This is a genomic window from Geomonas oryzisoli (assembly GCF_018986915.1).
GTDB classification, from domain to species: Bacteria; Desulfobacterota; Desulfuromonadia; order Geobacterales; family Geobacteraceae; genus Geomonas; species Geomonas oryzisoli.
Map to the genome: position 1 here is coordinate 3,129,217 of NZ_CP076723.1, position 19,345 is coordinate 3,148,561.

Annotated in this window: 18 protein-coding genes and 3 tRNA genes; all 21 read right to left on the bottom strand. The window is 61.7% G+C overall.

Annotated features, from left to right (window positions below):
• Window positions 1-2: 2 nt before the first annotated feature.
• Complete coding sequence (locus KP004_RS13645) at window positions 3-1,208, bottom strand: type II secretion system F family protein (RefSeq protein WP_216799072.1); 1,206 nt, start codon at window positions 1,206-1,208, stop codon at window positions 3-5.
• A 73-nt stretch (window positions 1,209-1,281) separates the two neighbouring features.
• Window positions 1,282-1,467: a hypothetical protein gene (locus tag KP004_RS13650; protein ID WP_216799073.1), complete on the bottom strand. Its 186-nt coding sequence runs from the start codon at window positions 1,465-1,467 to the stop codon at window positions 1,282-1,284.
• A complete protein-coding gene (locus tag KP004_RS13655; RefSeq protein ID WP_239026811.1) occupies window positions 1,467-2,225 on the bottom strand; it encodes a polyprenol monophosphomannose synthase in 759 nt (252 codons plus the stop codon). Before KP004_RS13655 ends, KP004_RS13650 begins: the two co-directional genes overlap by 1 nt.
• 221 nt (window positions 2,226-2,446) lie before the next feature.
• Window positions 2,447-2,523: transfer RNA gene (locus KP004_RS13660), tRNA-Asp, on the bottom strand.
• A 106-nt stretch (window positions 2,524-2,629) separates the two neighbouring features.
• Window positions 2,630-2,705: transfer RNA gene (locus tag KP004_RS13665), tRNA-Val, on the bottom strand.
• 10 nt (window positions 2,706-2,715) lie between these two features.
• A tRNA-Asp gene (locus tag KP004_RS13670) sits at window positions 2,716-2,792 on the bottom strand.
• Window positions 2,793-2,830: 38 nt separating this feature from the next.
• Entirely contained in the window at window positions 2,831-3,106 is a 276-nt protein-coding gene (locus tag KP004_RS13675) for an HU family DNA-binding protein (RefSeq protein WP_216799074.1), read from the bottom strand.
• Between the two features lie 87 nt (window positions 3,107-3,193).
• Window positions 3,194-5,614, bottom strand: coding sequence for an endopeptidase La (lon, locus tag KP004_RS13680; protein WP_216799075.1), 2,421 nt, complete (start codon window positions 5,612-5,614; stop codon window positions 3,194-3,196).
• A 9-nt stretch (window positions 5,615-5,623) separates the two neighbouring features.
• A complete protein-coding gene (clpX, locus tag KP004_RS13685; RefSeq protein WP_183348987.1) occupies window positions 5,624-6,877 on the bottom strand; it encodes an ATP-dependent Clp protease ATP-binding subunit ClpX in 1,254 nt (417 codons plus the stop codon).
• Complete coding sequence (clpP, locus tag KP004_RS13690) at window positions 6,874-7,473, bottom strand: ATP-dependent Clp endopeptidase proteolytic subunit ClpP (RefSeq protein WP_199387858.1); 600 nt, start codon at window positions 7,471-7,473, stop codon at window positions 6,874-6,876. The genes clpX and clpP overlap by 4 nt, the downstream gene beginning before the upstream one ends.
• Window positions 7,474-7,481: 8 nt before the next feature.
• Window positions 7,482-8,789: a trigger factor gene (tig, locus tag KP004_RS13695; RefSeq protein ID WP_216799076.1), complete on the bottom strand. Its 1,308-nt coding sequence runs from the start codon at window positions 8,787-8,789 to the stop codon at window positions 7,482-7,484.
• A gap of 362 nt (window positions 8,790-9,151) precedes the next feature.
• The gene (gene cydB, locus KP004_RS13700; protein WP_216799077.1) at window positions 9,152-10,180 is read right to left on the bottom strand and encodes a cytochrome d ubiquinol oxidase subunit II; all 1,029 of its coding nucleotides are present in this window, start codon (window positions 10,178-10,180) and stop codon (window positions 9,152-9,154) included.
• Between the two features lie 9 nt (window positions 10,181-10,189).
• The gene (locus KP004_RS13705) at window positions 10,190-11,533 is read right to left on the bottom strand and encodes a cytochrome ubiquinol oxidase subunit I (protein WP_275423137.1); all 1,344 of its coding nucleotides are present in this window, start codon (window positions 11,531-11,533) and stop codon (window positions 10,190-10,192) included.
• 132 nt (window positions 11,534-11,665) lie between these two features.
• Window positions 11,666-12,076, bottom strand: a complete 411-nt coding sequence (locus tag KP004_RS13710) for an RrF2 family transcriptional regulator (RefSeq protein ID WP_216799078.1) — start codon at window positions 12,074-12,076, stop codon at window positions 11,666-11,668.
• Window positions 12,077-12,625: 549 nt separating this feature from the next.
• Complete coding sequence (locus KP004_RS13715) at window positions 12,626-13,180, bottom strand: ComEA family DNA-binding protein (RefSeq protein ID WP_239026812.1); 555 nt, start codon at window positions 13,178-13,180, stop codon at window positions 12,626-12,628.
• Entirely contained in the window at window positions 13,180-14,766 is a 1,587-nt protein-coding gene (gene cimA, locus KP004_RS13720; protein ID WP_216799080.1) for a citramalate synthase, read from the bottom strand. The genes KP004_RS13715 and cimA overlap by 1 nt, the downstream gene beginning before the upstream one ends.
• Window positions 14,767-14,955: 189 nt before the next feature.
• Window positions 14,956-16,173, bottom strand: coding sequence for an aspartate kinase (locus tag KP004_RS13725; RefSeq protein WP_216799081.1), 1,218 nt, complete (start codon window positions 16,171-16,173; stop codon window positions 14,956-14,958).
• A gap of 277 nt (window positions 16,174-16,450) precedes the next feature.
• Complete coding sequence (gene tsaE / locus KP004_RS13730; protein ID WP_216799082.1) at window positions 16,451-16,912, bottom strand: tRNA (adenosine(37)-N6)-threonylcarbamoyltransferase complex ATPase subunit type 1 TsaE; 462 nt, start codon at window positions 16,910-16,912, stop codon at window positions 16,451-16,453.
• Between the two features lie 8 nt (window positions 16,913-16,920).
• Window positions 16,921-17,370 (bottom strand): CBS domain-containing protein, encoded by a 450-nt coding sequence (locus tag KP004_RS13735; RefSeq protein WP_216799083.1) that lies wholly within the window; start codon window positions 17,368-17,370, stop codon window positions 16,921-16,923.
• 2 nt (window positions 17,371-17,372) lie between these two features.
• On the bottom strand, window positions 17,373-18,947 hold the full coding sequence (locus tag KP004_RS13740; protein ID WP_216799084.1) for an NAD(P)H-hydrate dehydratase: 1,575 nt from the start codon (window positions 18,945-18,947) through the stop codon (window positions 17,373-17,375).
• The gene (locus tag KP004_RS13745; RefSeq protein WP_216799085.1) at window positions 18,948-19,325 is read right to left on the bottom strand and encodes a holo-[acyl-carrier-protein] synthase; all 378 of its coding nucleotides are present in this window, start codon (window positions 19,323-19,325) and stop codon (window positions 18,948-18,950) included.
• Between the last annotated feature and the right edge of the window lie 20 nt (window positions 19,326-19,345).

Below are 19,345 nucleotides of genomic sequence, written 5' to 3' on the forward strand. Positions count from 1 at the left end.
CTCTAGCTGACGGTGCTGGCGATCTTGAAGATCGGCAGGTACATGGTGATGATGATGGTGCCGATGACCACCCCCATGACGATCATGATGGCGGGTTCGATGGCGGAGGTCAGCACCTGCAGGCTCCTCTCGATCTCGTCCTCGAAGTAGTCCGAGATGTCCCCGAGCATCTCCTCGAGGGCGCCGGTGGTCTCGCCCACAGAGAGCATGCGCAGCGCAAGCGGCGGCAGCAGCTTCATGTTCTCCAGCGCCGTGGAGAGCTTGCTACCCTCCTCTACCCGGAGTACGGCCATGAGCAGGCCGCGCTCCAGCACCTTGTTGTTCAGGGTCCCCACCGACATCCGCATCGCTTCCACGATCGGGATGCCCGAGCCGAGGACCGTGGCCAGAGTCCGGGTAAATCCGGAAAGCGCGTAACGGACGACGACCGACCCGACCAAGGGGGTCTTGATCTTAAATCCGTCCACGGTGTAGCGCCCCGACTCGGTCTCCTTCCAGCGCCTGAAAACGGTCACCGCGCCGAAGATGAGTCCCACGAAGACCAGCAGGTAATGGCGCAGGAAACCGGTGAAATTGATCAGCATCTGGGTCGGCACCGGCAGAGCGTTGCCCGAGTCGGCGTAGATCGTGCTGAAGGTCGGCACGACGTAAATCAGAAGCACGGTGACCGCAATGAAGGCTACCGAAACGAGGATGGCCGGGTAGAACATGGCACCGATGATCTTGCTTCGGAACCCTTCGGTCCTCTTCAAGAAGGCGATGTAGCGCCTGATGGTCTGCGGCAGGTCACCGGTGCGCTCGCCGGCGCGGATCGAGGCGATGTAGAGCTGCGGGAAAATCCGGGGATACTTCTCGAAGGCTGTCGACAGCGCCAGGCCTCCCTTGATGTCCTCCCTGACCGCGTTAAGAACCTCGGTGAGCTTCCCGGTCCCGGATTCCAGAACCGTGTCCAGCGCCTGGATGATGGGAAGGCCCGCCTTCAGGAGCACCAGCAGTTCCTGGTTGAAGAGCAGGAGGTCCTTGTTGCCGATCTTCTTGCGGCCGATGCCGGAGTCCAGCAGGAACTGGAACGGCTTCTTGCGCACCTCGAAAACCACATATCCCTGTTCCTCCAGACTCTGACGCAGCAGAGCCTCACTGACAGAATCGAGTTCCTTGGTAAGGATTCGGCCGTCGGAGGACCCTATTTTACAGGTATAAACAGGCATAAGAACTTATGAGTACCACAAATGTGAGAGAATTAAAACATCAAAAGGGGACCGGATTCTGTCTACAACAGCGTTAGGCCTGCATCATGCCAAGGACCCACACCACGAAGAACAGCAGCACCCCCGCCCCCCACCTCAGGGCCGCCTTGCCCTCGAAATGGTCCCGCGCCGGAAAGGCACGCAGGATGAAGAATATGGTGCAGATGACGAAGCCCCAGACCCCGGCCACGCAGACTATCGACCACAGCGTCGAGGCCATTATCCCCTCCCCTTCGGGAGCACCGCACGCAGCAGCGACCCCAGCTTGAGCTTCCAGACCATGAGTACAGCCTCGCGCACGATCTTCTTGGACATCTTGGAGGTTCCGGCGTGGCGGTCTATGAAGATGATGGGGACCTCGCTGATGCGGAACCCTTTTTCCTTGAGGCGGTAGTTCATCTCAATCTGGAAGGAGTAGCCGTCCGAGCGGATGCTGGAGAGGTCGATCGCCTTGAGCGCCTCGGCGCGGAAGCATTTGAACCCGCTGGTGCAGTCGGAGATGGTGAGGCCGGTGATGACGCGGGTGTAGACGCTGGCAAAGTAGCTCAGCATGAGCCGGCGCAGCGGCCAGTTCACCACGCTGACGCCGTTCAGGTAGCGCGAGCCGATCACGAGGTCGGCCTGCCGGGTCTCCTCGAAGAAGTACGGGATCATAGCCGGGTCGTGGGAAAAATCGGCATCCATCTGCACCACCAGGTCGGCACCCATGGCAAGCGCCTTGGCGAACCCTTCACGGTAGGCGGAGCCGAGCCCGAGTTTGCCGCTGCGGTGCAGCACGGAGACCCGCCCCGTATCGGCAGCGAGGGCTTCCGCAAGGTCGCCGGTGCCGTCAGGTGAGTTATCGTCCACCACCAAGAGCTCGAGAGCGGGGCTTAGGGCCAGGACCTGCCTGACCAGTTTTTCCAGGTTGTCTCTTTCGTTGTAGGTGGGGATCACCACGATAGGCTTGATGGGTTTCAAGGGGGGCTCGCTTTCCATGTTCATTTAACGGCTAAAACCGCAAAATCAGGGGCCGGTTGGGGAGTTGACGTCCCCAAACGGAACATCGGAGAGGATAAACGATTTTGATCTGGCAAGTCAAGCTAAAGGGATCGCGGCAAAAGCGGGATGGGCGGCAATCGGCGCAACGCCTCACCCTGCCGGGGGGAGGACAACGAGAAAAAGGAAAGGCCGCCTGATGTGGCGGCCTTTCCTTTTGATGGCGGGGTTGACGGGGCTCGAACCCGCGACTTCCAGCGTGACAGGCTGGCACTCTAACCGACTGAGCTACAACCCCAACTTGTGAACCCGTTGGCGGCGGTTCGAGGTTCAGCGTTTGAACCTGAAGCCGGCAACGTGTTAGTTGGTAACGTTGAACGTAGAACGTTGAACGGTTTTTCTAGTGGTGGGTGAAGAGGGGATCGAACCCCCGACATCCAGCTTGTAAGGCTGGCGCTCTCCCAGCTGAGCTATTCACCCAAATTTTATATGGCGGGGTTGACGGGGCTCGAACCCGCGACTTCCAGCGTGACAGGCTGGCACTCTAACCGACTGAGCTACAACCCCGCATCTACTACATCCCGAAACCGGGACTTTGTTACTTATTAAGCGTTGATCAGTTCCTTCAGGGTGTTGCCCGGCTTGAATTTCGGAGCGGTGGAAGCCGCGATCTCGATCTTCTTACCGGTCTGCGGGTTCTGACCGGTGCGGGCGGCGCGCTCGGCGACGCTGAAGGTGCCGAAGCCGACCAGGGTTACCTTGTCGCCAGCGGCAAGACAGTTGGTGAGTGCGTCAAGAATTCCAGTCAGTGCCTTGTCTGCATCAACCTTGGTCAACTGTGCTTCTTCAGCAATGGCGCTTACCAGTTCTGCCTTGTTCATTAGCTCCTCCTAGGGGTGCATCGCAAAGTGAAATGAGTATATACCAGAGGCTCGTTCCGACTGTCAACCCTTTTTCTAATTTTTTTTCTAGTGCGGCACCACGGTGCTGTCACCGGCCGCCTGAGCTGCATCCGCATACAGAGCGGCTGCGGGGAGACCTACCGGCGCCAGCAGAGCGTGACCGAGCACCTCGTCCATGTGCGCCACCGGGTATACGGCAAGCCCGGCCAGGATCTCTTTCGGCACCTCGGCCAGGTCCTTCTCGTTCTCCTTGGGGATCAAAACGGTGCGGATGCCGCCCCGCCCTGCCGCCAGAAGTTTCTCCTTCAGCCCCCCTATCGGGAGCACGGTGCCGCGCAGGGTCACCTCGCCGGTCATGGCGACGTCGCGCCGCACCGGCCTCCTGGTCAGCGCCGAGGTGAGCGCGCAGGCCATGGCGATACCGGCCGACGGGCCGTCCTTGGGGATCGCCCCTTCCGGGACGTGGATGTGGATGTCGAGATGCTGGTAGAAGTCCTTGGCGAAGCCCAAGAGCTCGCCGCGGGAACGGACGTAGGTCATGGCGGCCTGCGCCGACTCCTGCATCACCTCGCCCAGCTTGCCCGTGACGGTGAGCTTCCCTTTGCCCGGCAGCGAGACCACCTCGATGTTGAGGAGCTCCCCACCCACCTCGGTCCAGGCCAGGCCGGTGACCAGGCCGATGGCGTCCTCCTGCCCCACCTCGCCGTACTTGTAGCGGGCAGGTCCCAGGTAGCCGGCGATCTGCTTGGGCTGCACCGTGCGGCGCACCTTCCCCCCTTCGGCGACGGCAAAGGCGATCTTGCGGCAGATCGAGCCGATCTCGCGCTCCAGGTTCCTCACCCCCGCCTCGCGGGTGTAACGGCGCACCAGCTCCAAAAGCGCCGCGTCCGTGAAGCTCACCCCCTTGCCGGCCAGCCCGTTGGCCTCGGCCTGTTTCGGGACCAGGTACTCGCGCGCGATGGCAAGCTTCTCGTGCTCGGTGTAGCCGTCCAGCCGCACCACCTCCATACGGTCCAAAAGCGGCCGCGGAATGGAGTGACTGGTGTTGGCCGTGGTGATGAACATCACCTTGGAGAGGTCGTAGTCGAGGTCCAGGAAATGGTCGTTAAAGCAGGCATTCTGCTCCGGGTCGAGCACCTCGAGGAGCGCCGACGCCGGATCGCCCCGGAAGTCGGAGCTCATCTTGTCAATCTCGTCCAAAAGGAACACCGGGTTGGACGAGCCGCACTTCTTGAGCGACTGGATGATGCGCCCCGGCATGGCCCCGACGTAGGTGCGCCGGTGCCCGCGGATCTCCGCCTCGTCCCGCACCCCGCCCAGCGAGATCTTGACGAAGTCGCGGCCGGTGGCCTTCGCCACCGAGCGCGCCAGCGAGGTCTTGCCCACGCCCGGAGGGCCGACCAGGCAGAGGATGGGGCCCTTCATGCCCGGCGCGAGTGCGTTCACCGCCAGGAACTCCAGTATCCTCAGCTTCACCTTCTCCAGGCCGTAGTGGTCACCGTCAAGACGGGCACGCGCCTCCCGGATGTCGCGGTTCTCCTCGGCGTAGGCGCCCCAGGGGAGTGCCAGCAGCCAGTCCACGTAGTTTCTCACCACGGCCGCCTCGGCGGACATGGGGGACATGAACTTCAGCTTCTTGATCTCCGCCTGCACCTTCTGCTTGGCCTCGGCCGACAGCGGCAGCTTGGCGGCCTTCGCCTCAAGACTGCGCAACTCCTGCTTGAACTCGTCCTTCCCCCCCAGTTCCTTCTGGATGGCACGGATCTGCTCGTTCAGATAATAATCCTTCTGGGTCTTCTCCATCTGCTTCTTGACGCGAGCGTGGATCTTCTTCTCGATCTGCAGGATCTCGATTTCCGCCCCCATCAGCGACAACAGGCGCTCCATGCGCCGGGCCGGCTGCACCGCCGCCAGGAGTTCCTGCTTCTGCGCCACCTTGAGGTTCAGGTGCGGCGCAATGGTGTCGGCCAGGCGGGAAGCGTCGGCGATTCCCTGCACCGACTGCAGCACCTCGGCGGGTACCGAACTGTTCAGCTCGACGTAGTTCTCGAAGGAGGCCAGCACGCCGCGCTTGAGTGCCTCGACCTCGGTCAGGTTGGCGCTCTTCTCGGCGAGCGTTTCCACCTCGACCTCGAAGTAGTCGGTCCGGTCGCTGAAGGCGACGATGGAACCGCGCCTTTTCCCTTCCACCAGCACCTTCACGGTGCCGTCAGGTAACTTCAGGAGCTGGATCACCTGGCACAGGGTGCCGACCGTGTAGATGTCGCCCGCCTCGGGATCCTCGGTCTTGGCGTTTTTCTGGGTCGCGAGCAGGATCAGCTTGTCGTTCTGGGCCATGGCGGCCTCAAGAGCGAGCACCGACTTCTCACGCCCCACAAACAGAGGTATCACCATGTGCGGGAAGATCACGATGTCCCGTAAAGGAAAGAGAGGGAACCTTTCCGGATTCCCTCTCTTTTTGCGTCTGCTGCTGGTTTCTTCAGTCATATGTCCCTGTTAGGCGCTTTCGGCCACGTTCTCATAGACGATGATCGGTTTTTCCTTGCTGTAGATCACCTCTTCGCTGATCACCACCTCTTTCACCATGCTCTGGGACGGGATCTCATACATGATGTCGAGCATCGCGTTCTCCAGGATGGAACGCAGGCCGCGGGCGCCGGTCTTTCTCTTGAGCGCTTCGCGCGCGATGGCGATCAGGGAGCCGTCGGTGAACTTGAGCTTCACGTGCTCCATCTCGAACAGCTTCTGGTACTGCTTGATCAGCGCGTTCTTGGGCTCCTTGAGGATCTGGACCATGGCCTCCTCGTCCAGCTCGGAGAGCGAGGCGAGCATAGGGAGACGGCCCACGAACTCGGGGATGAACCCGAACTTCAAGAGGTCCTCGGGGGTGACGCCGGCCAAAAGTTCACCGGCCTTCTTCTCGACCTTCTTCTTGACGTCGGCCCCGAAGCCCAGGGTCTTCACGCCGATCCTCTGCTGGATGATATTGTCCAGCCCAGGGAAGGCGCCGCCGCAGATGAAGAGGATGTTGGTGGTGTCCACCTTCAGGAACTCCTGCTGCGGGTGCTTGCGGCCGCCCTTGGGCGGGACGCTGGCGATGGTCCCCTCGATGATCTTCAAAAGCGCCTGCTGCACCCCTTCACCGGAAACGTCGCGGGTGATGGAGGGGGAATCGGACTTCCTGGCGATCTTGTCGATCTCGTCGATGTAGATGATCCCCTTCTGTGCCTTCTCCACGTCGTAGTCGGCGGCCTGCAGGAGGGTCAGGATGATGTTCTCGACGTCCTCGCCCACGTAGCCCGCCTCGGTGAGGTTGGTGGCGTCCGCCATGGCGAAGGGAACCTTGAGGATGCGGGCCAGGGTCTGGGCCAGGAGCGTCTTACCCGAGCCGGTGGGCCCCAGAAGCAGGATGTTGCTCTTCTGCATCTCGACGTCGCCCGGCTTGGTCGGCGCCTCGACGCGCTTGTAGTGGTTGTACACCGCGACGGCCAGGACCTTCTTGGCGCGGGCCTGCCCGATGACGTACTCGTCCAGGACCTCCTTGATCTCCTGCGGCTTGGGGAGCTTGCGGACGTCCGGGCCGGAGGTGTCTTCGAGCTTGGACTCCTCCGCGATGATGTCGTTGCAAAGTTCGATGCACTCGTCGCAGATGTAGACCGTAGGCCCCGCAATAAGCTTCTTCACCTCTTCCTGGCTCTTCCCGCAAAAGGAACAGATCAGCGTATCCGAACGGTCATCTCTTCTGCTCAATTGGCACCTCCGGTGACAACGTTTCTTGTGACAATGGCATCTATAATACCATATGTCTTTGCCTCTTCGCCCGACATAAAATAGTCGCGCTCGGTGTCGGCAGCCACTTTTTCTACGTTCTGACCGGTGTGCTCAGCCAGAAGTTCATTGAGCTGGTCCTTCATGCGCAGGATCTCCTTGGCGTGGATGTGGATATCCGTCGCCTGCCCCTGGAAGCCTCCCAGCGGCTGGTGGATCATGATGCGCGAGTTGGCCAGGGAAAACCGCTTTCCCTTCTCCCCGCCCGACAGCAGGAAGGCGCCCATGGAGGCCGCCTGCCCGATGCAGATGGTCGACACCGGCGCCTTGATGTAGCGCATGGTGTCGTAGATCGCCATCCCGGCGGTGACCACACCGCCGGGGGAGTTGATGTAGAGATGGATATCCTTGTCGGGATCCTCGGCCTCCAGGAAGAGGAGCTGCGCGATCACCAGGTTGGCGACGTTGTCGTCGATGCCGCCACCCAGGAAGATGATCCTGTCCTTCAGAAGGCGCGAATAGATGTCGTACGACCTCTCGCCCCGGCCAGTCTGCTCCACTACTATCGGTACCAGCATGGAATCTCCTATTTGCTTTCCGCCTTGGGAACCTCGGTTACCTTGGCGCGCTCGGTGATGAACTGCACCGCCTTGTCTTCCCTCATCTGGGCCATCAGGCTGTCCTTGGCCCGCTCGTTGGTCTTGTACAGCTGTGCCACCTTCTCCAGCGGCTGCCCGGTCTGGCCGGAGATCTGGGCGATCTGCCCCTGGAACTCCTCGTCGGTCACCACGATGGATTCCTTCTCGGCCACCGCGTCGACGATGACGGAACCTTTGACCTGGTCACGGGCCACGTCACGGAACTGGGCTTTGTAGCTCTCGTCGGTCATCCCCATCATCTCCAGGGACATCCTCTGGGAGGCGAGGCGCTGCTTGGTGTTCTCCAGCATCATGGTGACCTGACGGTCCACCAGGGCCTCGGGGACCTCGACCGGGTTCTTCTCGATCAGCGCCTTGAAGACGTTCTCGCGCAGCTCGTTGTTGATGCGGGCCTCTTCCTGGGTCTGGTTGATCTCGGCCAGCTTCGCCTTCAGGAGGTCGAGGGTTTCGAACTCGTCACCGAACTCCTTGGCGAAGTCGTCGTTCAGCTCGGGGAGTTCCTTGATCTTGATCTCCTTGACGGTGATCTCGAAGTCGGCGGGTTTGCCGGCCAGCTCCGCGGAGCCGTAGTTCTCCGGGAAGGTCACCTTGATGGTGCTGCTGGTCCCGACGGTCATGCCGACCATCTGATCCTCGAAGCCCGGGATGAAACGGCCGGAGCCCAGCTCGAGCTGGAAGTCCTCTGCGGCACCACCCTCGAAAGGAACGCCGTCGATGGAGCCCTTGAAGTCGAAGGTGACGAAATCGCCCAGGGCGGCAGCATGCCCTTCCGGAGCCGGTGCGAGCTGCGCCATGCGCTCCTGCATCTCCTTGAGGCGGGCGTCGACCGCCGTCGGGTCGAGCACGAGCTGCTCCTTGGTCACCTCGAGGCCGAGGTATTCCTTCAGTTCGACTTCCGGGAAGATTTCCACGGTTGCCGAGTACTTGAACGGTTCGCCCTTCTTGAGCGTATCGCTCTCGATCACCGGGTAGGAGACCGGGTTGATCCCCTTTTCGGTGACAGCCTTGAAGTAGGTATCGCTAACGAGGCTCTTGACGACGTCCTCGGCCATCTTCTCGCCGTAGTGTTTCTCGATCAGGCTCATCGGGACCTTGCCCTTGCGGAACCCCTTGATCGCGGCATGCTTCCTTATTTCGGCATAAGCCTTGTCAACTTCAGCGGAAACTTTGTCCGCCGGAATTTCGAAGTTCAACTTCTTCTTGATGCTGTTGACCGATTCAACACTAATCTGCATGGAAAGTCCTCTCTTTGTTCACTTTATATGGCAGGCTCTCTGCCGTAATGCCTCGTGCATGAATGTCTGGGCGGGGGTTGTGGTGACGGGTCTGTCGGGGCATCCGCTAGAAAAGCTGCCTCCCGGAAGGGCTATGGCACCGAGCTGTTCGCTTAGGGCGCGCGACAAGAGCGTAAAGTAGCAAAGAGGAAGGGAACTTGTCAATATAGAATTGGTTTCGCTTTAATCGCTTACACCCCCGAAATGCCGTCCAACGCGCCCCCCGCCGCCATCACGCCTCCGGGTTTGATGGCGGCGGAACCAGGTGTGGGAACGCAAAAAAGCCGCCCCCCGGTGGGGGGCGGCGGCGTAGAAAAGAGGTGCTAGTAGGCCTCGTGATCGGCGGCCACCGCCTCGGCGGTGACCCTCCCCCGGAAGATCCGGTACACCCAGATTTTGTACAGGATCACCACCGGCACGAAGGTGAAGGCCACTCCGGTCATGATCTGCAGGGTGTACTCAGAGGAGGAGCTGTTGTAAATGGTAAGGCTGGACAGGGCGTCCATGCTGGACGGGATCAGGTTGGGGAACAGCCCGATCACGCCGGTCCCGACCACGCCCAGGATGGTGACGCAGGAAGCGGCGAAGGCGGCCAGGGTGTTGCCGGTGCCCAACAGCAGGCGCACACCGACCAGGGCAGCCACAGCGATCAGCGGGGCCACCAGGAACACGGGGGCCTTCAGATAATTGTCATAGAGCTTGGTCGCGAAGTTGGTGTAGGCAAGGAAGGCGACCGCCACCACGAGGAGCGGGACCCACAGGGTGCGGGCCAGGGACTCGGCGCGCCGGCTCAGGTCGCCGGTGCTCTTCACCGCCACGTAGAGGGCCCCGTGCTCAAGGAAGAGCATCACGAAGAGCAGGCCGCTCACAATGCCGTAGGGGTTCAAAAGCGCGACCAGGGAGCCATGGTACCCGGCCTTATCCATGGGAAGCCCGGCGAAGATGTTGCCGAAGGCGACGCCGAAGAGCAGCGCCGGCACGAAGCTCGACAGGACGATGGCCCAGTCCCAGCAACCGCGCCAGGTGGCGCCCTCTTCCTTGCTGCGGAACTCGAAGGAGACCCCGCGCACGATGAGCGCGAAGAGCAGCAGCAGAAGCGGCGTGTACAGGTAGCTGAACATGAGCGCGTAGGTGGTCGGGAAGGCGGCGAAGGTGGCGCCCCCGGCGGTGATCAGCCAGACCTCGTTGCCGTCCCAGACCGGGCCGAAGCTGTTGATGACCACGCGCCGCTCGATATCGGTCTTACCGAGCACGCGGTGCAGCATCCCCGCCCCCAAAACGAAACCATCCAGCATGAAATAGACCGCCCACAGAACACCCCAAAGTACAAACCATACGATATGCAGATCCATTGTCCCCCCCTAGTTTCTGAAGGCGTTGGTAGCGCCGACGTGAGTTTCTTCAGGCCCTTTGCGGGCGAATTTGGCCAACAGGTAGATGTCCACAAAGCCCAGCAGGCCGTAAAGGAGCGTGAAGCCGAGCAGGGAGCCGATCACCTGCGTCAATTCCAGGGACTTGGAGACCGCGTCCGAGGTCTTCATGATGCCGTAGACGATCCAGGGCTGGCGGCCCACTTCGGAAACGATCCAGCCGAGCTGGTTGGCGATGTAGGGGAGCGGGATGCAGAGCACCAGCAGCTTCAGGAACAGGGGATACTTCTCCAGCAGGCCGTTCTTCGAGAGAAACAGCGCCGCGGCAGAGAGGACGATGAACAGGGTTCCCAGCCCGACCATCAGGCGGAAGCTCAGGAAGACCGGGAGCACCGGCGGACGCTCGTCCTTGGGGAACGAGGTGATGCCGCGGATCTGGGCGTTGGTGTCGTGGAAGGCGAGGAAGCTCAGCAGGCCGGGCACGGGGAGCGCGGTGACCAGGTTGCACTCGTTCTTCTCGTCAGGGAAGGCGATCAGGTGCATGGGGGCGTTGTTACAGGAATTCCACACCGCCTCCATGGCGGCGAACTTGGCGGGCTGGGTCTTGGCGACGTCGGCCGCGTGGAAGTCCCCGATCACGCCGACCATGATGGAGGCGGCCAGGGCGAAGGCGGCGGCCATGCCGAAGGATGCCTTGAAGAACTCGCGGTTGCGCGCCTTGAGCAGGTGGTAGGCGGAGATTCCCATCACGAAGAACCCGGCCACCGTGTAGCCGGAGACGATCTGGTGCCCGAATTTCAGCAGGCCGAAGGGGTTGGTGACCAGCGCCAGGAAGTCCACCATCTCGGCGCGACCGTTTCTGAGCACGTAACCTACCGGGTGCTGCATCCAGCCGTTGGCCAGGAGTATCCACAGACCCGAGAGGTTGGTCGCCAGGGCCACCAGCCAGATGGAAACCGCGTGGAACCTTTTGCCCACCTTTTCCCAGCCAAAGGCCCAGACGCCGATGAACACGGACTCCATGAAGAAGGCCACGGTGGCCTCGATGGCAAGAGGCGCACCGAAGATGTCGCCGACGTAGCGCGAGTACTCGGCCCAGTTCATGCCGAACTGGAACTCCATGGTGATACCGGTCACCACGCCGAGGGCGAAGTTGATCAGGAACAGCTTGCCCCAGAACTTCGTCATCCTCTTGTACATCTCGTTGCCGGTCAGCACGTAGCGGGTCTCCATCATGGCCACCAGGACCGACAGCCCCAGGGTCAGCGGGACGAAGATGAAGTGGAACATGCAGGTAATGGCAAACTGCAGCCTGCTCAGGGTTAGTACATCCATGATTCGCTCCTTGAATTGAATTGAACGGTTTTTGGCCCTTGCGGGCCCTTCTCAGCCTAGTCGATATTAGTGGTCACAAAAGACCTTCAGGACCTTCTTTATCCTAATTGTAGACAAAATTTTTTGCGCCGATCAGGGGTCCTGGTTACGGGCCAGGGTATCGATGGTGACGCCGTCGAGGATGTGAACCACCTCGGTCTGCACCTGCTTCCAGACGGCGTGCACGCGGCAGGGGCCTCCCCTGTCGCAGGCGCTGCCCAACAGGCAGCGGTTGGGGAGAATCGGCCCTTCGACGGCCTCGACCACCTCACGTAGGGTGATGGCGGACGCGGGGCGCGCCAGTACGAACCCGCCGCCGGTACCGCGCGAGGACGTGACCAGACCCAGCTTGGCGAAGCTCTGGAAGATCTTGGCCAGGAAGGTCTGCGGCACCTCGGCGGCCGCGGCTATCTCGCTGATCAGCGAAACCCGCCCCGGCGGCTGCTGGGCCAGGTAGATGATGCCACGGATTGCGTATTCGCCCTTGCGGGTAAGTTCCATCATAAAAACACCTTTAGGACCAATTTGATCCCCTTTATAACCGACCACCCGGGTGGTGTCAAGATAAAATCCTGACAGCCGCTACTTTATAGAGCAGGTGCATGGCCGAGGGTACCTGACTGCAACTGGTGCAGGCGGCTCCAGGCGCGAGGCAGGCAAAGGGCGCGCGGCGGGGGGCAAGCAGGGGACATAAAAAGGGGGGTGCCGGAGGCGCCCCCCTTTGGAATCGGTCTATAGATTGGATCAGCCCAGGAGGCTGTTGAAGTTCCTTGCTCTGTTGGCCAGTATGGTCGGATCGAGCACCTCGCCACAGCAGGTGCATTTCCAGGCATCGAACGATCTCACGAAGTCATAGTATTTTTCCGCAAACATCCTACCTTTGCATTTAGGGCATTTCATAAGCCGTACCTCCCAACAAAAAGTTGATTAAAGAACTTCATGTGGGATCGTATAATTCACGCGACATGCCAATATCGGAAATATAAACAAGTTGTAATCTAAACCATACTCCTTTTCGAAGGAACCTTCGCAAAAAAGCCCCCTTACAGATGATTAGAAATATTTTCGGATTGTCGCCAACTTCCCTTCCCCGATCCCCGGCACCCGCAGCAGCCCCTCCACCGAACCAAAAGCGCCATTTTCCTGACGGTCAGCCACGATACGTCGGGAAAGTGCCGGTCCGATGCCCGGCAGGAGGTCCCATTCCGCCTCCTCGAGCAGGTCGGGATGCAGAGGAACCCCTAAGAGCATCCGCTCTCTCGCTCCCATCTTCGTAACAGAAATCAGCTGGTTAGCACCGTAATCCCCGGCCAGGGTGACCACATCGCCGCTAACCAGCGGCTGAGTGACGGGTCCTCTGACGCGTGTCGTGACGCCCTTCGCCGCAGGCGTCATATTTATGGCGGTACCGGCGTCGGTTCCCGCCGGCAGGCGGTAAACACCGGGATGCCGCACATTTCCGGCAAGCCGCACGGTGATGCCGCGCCCGGTGAAATTGGAAAAGGCCGCCCCCCCACCTGTTTCAGCGGGAGTGCGGCCTTTCATGTACAGCGAGAGGGTGAGGAGCAGGGCGAGACACCAGAGGGCGAGTCGCTGGCTCCTGGGCATCATTTCTTCGGTGCCGCCGTCTCCTCGTCTTTGTGCAGCTTGAACTCGATGGCGTCCACGAGGGCCTGGTAGGAGGCCTCGATGACGTTGCTGGAGACGCCGACGGTGCCCCAGCGCCCTTCCTTGTCGCCGCTCTCGATGAGGACGCGGATGGAGGAAGCGGTCCCCTGCCCTGCCGGAAGCACGCGGACCTTGTAGTCGTGCAGCTTCACGTCCTTCAATTTCGGGTAGAACTTCTCCAGCGCCTTCCTGAGGGCGTTGTCCAGGGCGTTTACCGGGCCGTGTCCCTCGGAGGCGGTATGCTCGACCTTGCCGCCGACCTTGACCTTGATGGTCGCCTCGGAGATGGGCTGGTCGTCCTCGGTGCGCTTCTCGTCGATGACGCGGAAGCCGATCACGGAGAAGAACTTGCGGTGCGTGCCGAGGGCCCGTTTCATCAGCAGTTCGAAGGAAGCCTCGGCACCCTCGAACTGGTAGCCGCGGTTCTCCATGGACTTGATGTCTTCCAGGATCTCGAGGGTGACCGGGTCCTTGCTGTCCAGGTTGATGTTGAACTCGGTTGCCTTGGCGAGGATGTTGGCGCGCCCGGAGAGGTCGGAGACGAGGACGCGGGTGGTGTTCCCCACCAGTTCCGGCCGCATGTGCTCGTAGGTTTCCGGGTGGCGCTGGATGGCGGAGACGTGTACGCCCCCCTTGTGAGCGAAGGCGGAGTTGCCGACGTAGGGCTGGTGCTTGTTGGGTGCCAGGTTGGCCAGCTCATAGACGTAGCGGGAGAGGTCCCGCAAGGTCTTCATCTGCGCGTCCGAGATGCAGTCACGCTGCATCTTCGCCTTGAGCGCCGGGATAATGGAGCAGAGGTTCGCGTTGCCGCAACGCTCGCCGAAGCCGTTGATGGTCCCCTGCACGTGCACGATCCCCTGCTGCACGGAGATGATGGAGTTGGCCACCGCACACTCCCCGTCGTTGTGGGCGTGGATGCCGAGCGGGGTCTTGATGGTCTTTTTCACCTCATCCACGATCGCCGCGATCTCGTACGGCATCGAGCCGCCGTTGGTGTCGCACAGGATGATGCAGTCCGCTCCCGCCTGCTGGGCCGCCTGCAGCGTCTTGATGGCGTACTCGGGGTTGGACTTGTAGCCGTCGAAGAAGTGCTCCGCGTCGTAGAAGACCTCGGGCATGTTCTTCTTGAGGAATTCCAGCGAGTCGAAGATCAGCTCCAGGTTCTCCTCGAGCGGGATCCTGAGCGCCTCGTGCACGTGGAAGTCCCAGGTCTTGCCGAAGATGGTGGCGGCGTCGGCCTTGGACTCCACCAGGGTGCGCAGGTTCTGGTCCTTGTCCGGGGTGATCTTGGCGCGGCGGGTCGAGCCGAAGGCGGCGATCTTCGCCTGGGAGAGCTTTTCCTTCTTGATGTCCTTGAAGAAGGCGACGTCCTTGGGGTTGGAACCGGGCCACCCCCCCTCGATGTAGTGAATGCCGCACTCGTCCAGCTTGTGCGCGATGCGGATCTTGTCCTCTACCAGGAAAGAGATGTCCTCCGCCTGCGTTCCGTCCCTAAGCGTCGTATCGTAAAGTTTCACCAGGCTCATATCCCCCCCGAACTTCATCAAAAGACGTTCAACGTTCAACGTTCAACGTTCAAAAGTCAGTTTGGGGACCGACTCCGCAGCTGTCTGTCCCCTCTCACCGTCCGCAGGTCCGCGTCCGCCGTTACGGAAACGCCCGAGCCGAAGCAGGGGCGTTTCGTAACGTCGAACGTTGAACGTTGAACGGGTTCTTTATTTCCCGGCCAGGCCGAAGGCGTCGTGCAGCACGCGGACGGCGAGTTCGGTGTACTTGGCGTCGACCACGACGGAGATCTTGATCTCGGAGGTGGAGATCATCTGGATGTTGATCCCCTCCTTGGCGAGCGCCTGGAACATGGTGGTGGCGACGCCGGCGTGGCTCCTCATGCCGAGGCCCACGATGGAGACCTTGGTGACGTTCTCGTCGGAGAGGACTTCCTTGGCGTGGATCGCCTCGGCGGTTTCCTTGGTTATGGTGAGCGCCTTCTTGAAGTCGGCCTGGGGCACGGTGAAGGTGAAGTCGGTGGAACCGGCCTCGCTCACGTTCTGGACGATCATGTCGACGGAGATGTTGGCGTCGGAAAGCGGAGAGAGGATCTGGGCGGCGATCCCGGGCTTGTCCGGTACCTGCATGACGGCGATTTTCACTTCATCCTTGGCGTAGGCGATACCCGAGACGAGCACTGCTTCCATTTCTTTATCCTCCTTGGTAACCATGGTTCCGAGATTTTCGTTGAAGCTCGAGCGGACGTGGACGTCGACGTTGTACTTGCTGGCGAACTCCACGGAGCGGATCTGCAGCACCTTCGCGCCGAGGCTGGCCAATTCCAGCATCTCCTCGTAGGAAATACGCTCGATCTTTTTGGCGTCCTTGCAGATGTTGGGGTCGGTGGTGTAGACGCCGTCCACGTCGGTGAAGATCTCGCAGACGTCGGCCTTCAAAGCCGCGGCGAGGGCTACCGCCGAGGTGTCGGAGCCGCCGCGCCCCAAGGTGGTGACGCTGCCGAACTCGTCCACGCCCTGGAAGCCGGCGACGATCAGAATGGTCCCCTCTTTCAGGTCGGCGCGCATCTTCTTGTCGTCGATGCTTTCGATCCTGGCCTTGCTGTAGGAGGTATCGGTGAGGATGGGCACCTGGAAGCCGAGGTAGGACTTCGCCTTGTACCCCATGGCTTTCAGGCACATGGCCAACAGTGCGATGGAGACCTGCTCCCCAGCCGCAACAAGCACGTCATATTCACGGTTGTCCGGGAACTCGCACACCTCGTTGGCAAGCGCGACCAGCTTGTTGGTTTCGCCTGCCATGGCGGAGACAACCACCACCATGTCGTTGCCGGCGTCATAGGTTTTTGCCACCCTCTTGGCGACGTTGCGAATTCGTTCGACGGACCCCATCGAGGTGCCGCCGTACTTTTGGACCACCAAAGCCATGTCAGTCCTCCTTGTACTCTACTGATTGATCCACCCGGAGCGTAATCCCGGCGGTAGGAACCACTTTATTAGCACATTAGCGTGTACGGTCAAAACATTTTTTTAAGTAATCACGGCCAAGATAGCCTATTTCTTCATTTTTCAGGTCCGTCCTGTTTACAGTATAAAAAAACGCCCCTCCTCGTTGAGAGAAAGGGGCGTTTGCTTCAAAAGGGGATCTCGATTGGAAGCGCCGTGCAACCCGCTGTTTGAATCATGAGCGGCGCTGTGCCGGTCGCTATGCCAGAACCGCTTCGGCCAGTACCCGCGCGCGCGGCCCGGAGGCGTCGAAACAGACGGAACGCTCGTCGACCCCGGCGTGATTCAGGGTGACGGTGAGGAGGTCGGCGGGCAGATCCTCCTCGAGCCGCTCGGCCCACTCCACGACGCAGGCGCCGTCTCCGGAGAAGTATTCGTCGAAGCCGAGGGTTTCAACGTCGTGCGCCCCCTCCAGCCGGTACAGGTCGAAATGGTACAGCGGAATGCGCCCATCGTAGATATTGAGGATGGTGTAGGTGGGACTGGTCACCGGGGTCTCCGGGTCCACCTCAAGCCCGAGCGCAATCCCCTTGGCGAACTGGGTCTTGCCGGCACCCAGGTCCCCCACCAGGGCGACGAAATCCCCCGGCTGCAACAACCGCCCGAGCCTCGCTCCCAACGCTACCGTTTCTTCCTGGCTCTTGGTCAACACGCAGGACATCCGGCCGCCTAGGCGATCATGGTGCGCACCATGTCGATGCGCCCGATGATGCCGACCACGCGGCGCCCTTCCACGACCGGCACGGCCTGGACCTTCTTCTGCGTCATGATCTCGGCAACGTCGGAGACCGGCGCCTCCGGCCCCACGCTGGCGACCTCCTCGGAATAAATATCACCGACGGTCTGGCCGGTCATCTTCTGCAGCTCCTTCTCGAAGCGCTTGTCGCTCTCGAGGTAGATGACCCAGTCGAAGATGGAGATGACGGTCGGGATGTGCAGCGGTTTGTCCTGCTCGATCAGGTCGCTTTCCGAGACGATTCCTACCAGGAGCCCTTCGTCGTCCACCACGGGGACGCTGGAGATGCGGCGCTCGGCGAAGAGCTTGGCGAGATCCCTGACGGTGGTGTCGCGGCGCACGGTGATGACGTCTGTGGTCATGATCTCTTTTGCTTTCATCATGGTCATTCTCCCTGTTGATGGTTCGTTGCGGTGGTTCGGGACGCGGCCAGGCTCGCCAGCGCCACGGGGAGCATCTCCTGCACGTCGGTGGCGCTCATCCCTTGGGTGCCCATCGGCTCCACAAGGAAGTCGGCTGAATGGCCGTGGACAAAGGCGCCCAATTGGCAGGCGGCGAAAGGATGATACCCCTGCCCCAGGAATGCGGCGACCACGCCGGTCAGGACGTCGCCCATGCCGCCGGTGGCCATGCCCGGATTGCCGCTGCCGTTCACGGCGATGCTTCCGTCGGGCGCGGCGATGATGCTGCGCGCCCCTTTGAGGATCAGGTATACCCGGTACCTGGTAGCGAAGGCGCGGGCGCAGCCGATGCGGTCCGCCTCCACCTCCGGCACCGAACACCCCACCAGGCGCGCCATCTCCCCCGGGTGCGGAGTGAGCACGGTGACGCGGTCCTGCCGGGCCGGCAGCAGTTCGGGCTTGAGCGCCACGGCGTTCAGCCCGTCGGCGTCCAGGACCAGCGGCTTGTCGAGCGCGGCAAGGAGCGAATGCACCAGGTAGACGGTAGAGGGGGCGGTGCCGATCCCCGGTCCCAGCGCGACCACGTCGCGGATAGCTGCGGCGGCGAGGATGTCGGCGAGAGAACCCGCCCTCAGGTACCCGGCCTCTTCCGGCCCGATCGGTATGGTCATCGCCTCGGTCGTCTTCTGTTCCAGTATCGGGTTCAGCGCGGCAGGCACGGCGAGGGTCACAAGGCCCGCCCCGGCGCGCTGCGCACTGTTGGCCGCCATAGCCGCGGCCCCGGTCTTGCCGGTGCTGCCGGCGACGATGAGGCAGTGGCCGCCGCTCCCCTTGTGGGCGGTGGCGGACCGGGGGCGAAAGAGCCCGGCCGCGCAGGCGAGGTCGACGAATTCCACCCCTTCCGCCTCGGCGACCACCGCGTCCGGCATGCCGATGTCGGCCACGACCAACCGCCCGCACAGGTCGGCGCCCGGGTAAAGTACGTTGCCCAATTTCGCCAGCGCGAAGGTGACGGTGATATCGGCGCGCACCGCGCGCCCCAGCACCTTTCCGGTGGCGGCGTCCACGCCCGAGGGGATGTCGACGGAAACCACCGGCACCCCGGCGGCGTTGATCATATCGATAGCCTCGCCGTAGACCCCGGTTACCTCGCTGTTCATGCCGGTGCCAAGCAGGGCGTCCACGATCACGGTGGCGCCTTGAAGCAGACCCTCCGCCCCGGCGAGCCCCTGCGGCACGCTCCGGACGGTTCCGGGGGCCAGGCGCGCGAGGTTCGCCGCCGCATCCCCGCCCACCGCCTCTGGCGCGGCCAGAAGCAGCACCGGGGCTTCCCAGCCACGCTCCGCGAGGAGCCTCGAGATCACGAAGCCGTCGCCGCCGTTGTTCCCCTTGCCCGCCACGATAACGGCACGCCGCGCGTCCTGCTCACCGAAGGCCTCCTCGATGACGTCGGCGCAGCCCCGTCCGGCCCGTTCCATGAGCTCCACCCCCGGCACGCCGAACTCGCCGATGGCCCGTCGATCCATAAGCTGCATGACCTGTCCGCTCACGACCTTCATCTAGCGCTCCAGTACCACCATGGCCACGGCGCAACCGGCGTCGTGCGAAAGCGACAGGAAACAGGAGCAAAGCCCCGCCTCCCGGAACAACGCATCGGCCCGACCGGTAAGCCGCAGCGTCGGCTTGCCCAGGGCGTCGTTCACCACTTCCATGTCCTGCCAGGAAATGCCGTCACGCAGCCCCGTTCCCAAAGCCTTCAAAAAGGCCTCTTTGGCGGCGAAACGTAAGGCATAGTGCTGCGCGGAAAGCTTCTTGGCGGAGCAGTAAGCTATCTCCCCCTGCGTGAAGATGCGCTGGAACAAGGCGTCGTTTCCCTGTTTCAGGAACTTCTCGAAGCGGGCTATCTCCACTATGTCAACGCCGGTACCGTAAATCAAGAAAGCTCCCTTTTGTTGCC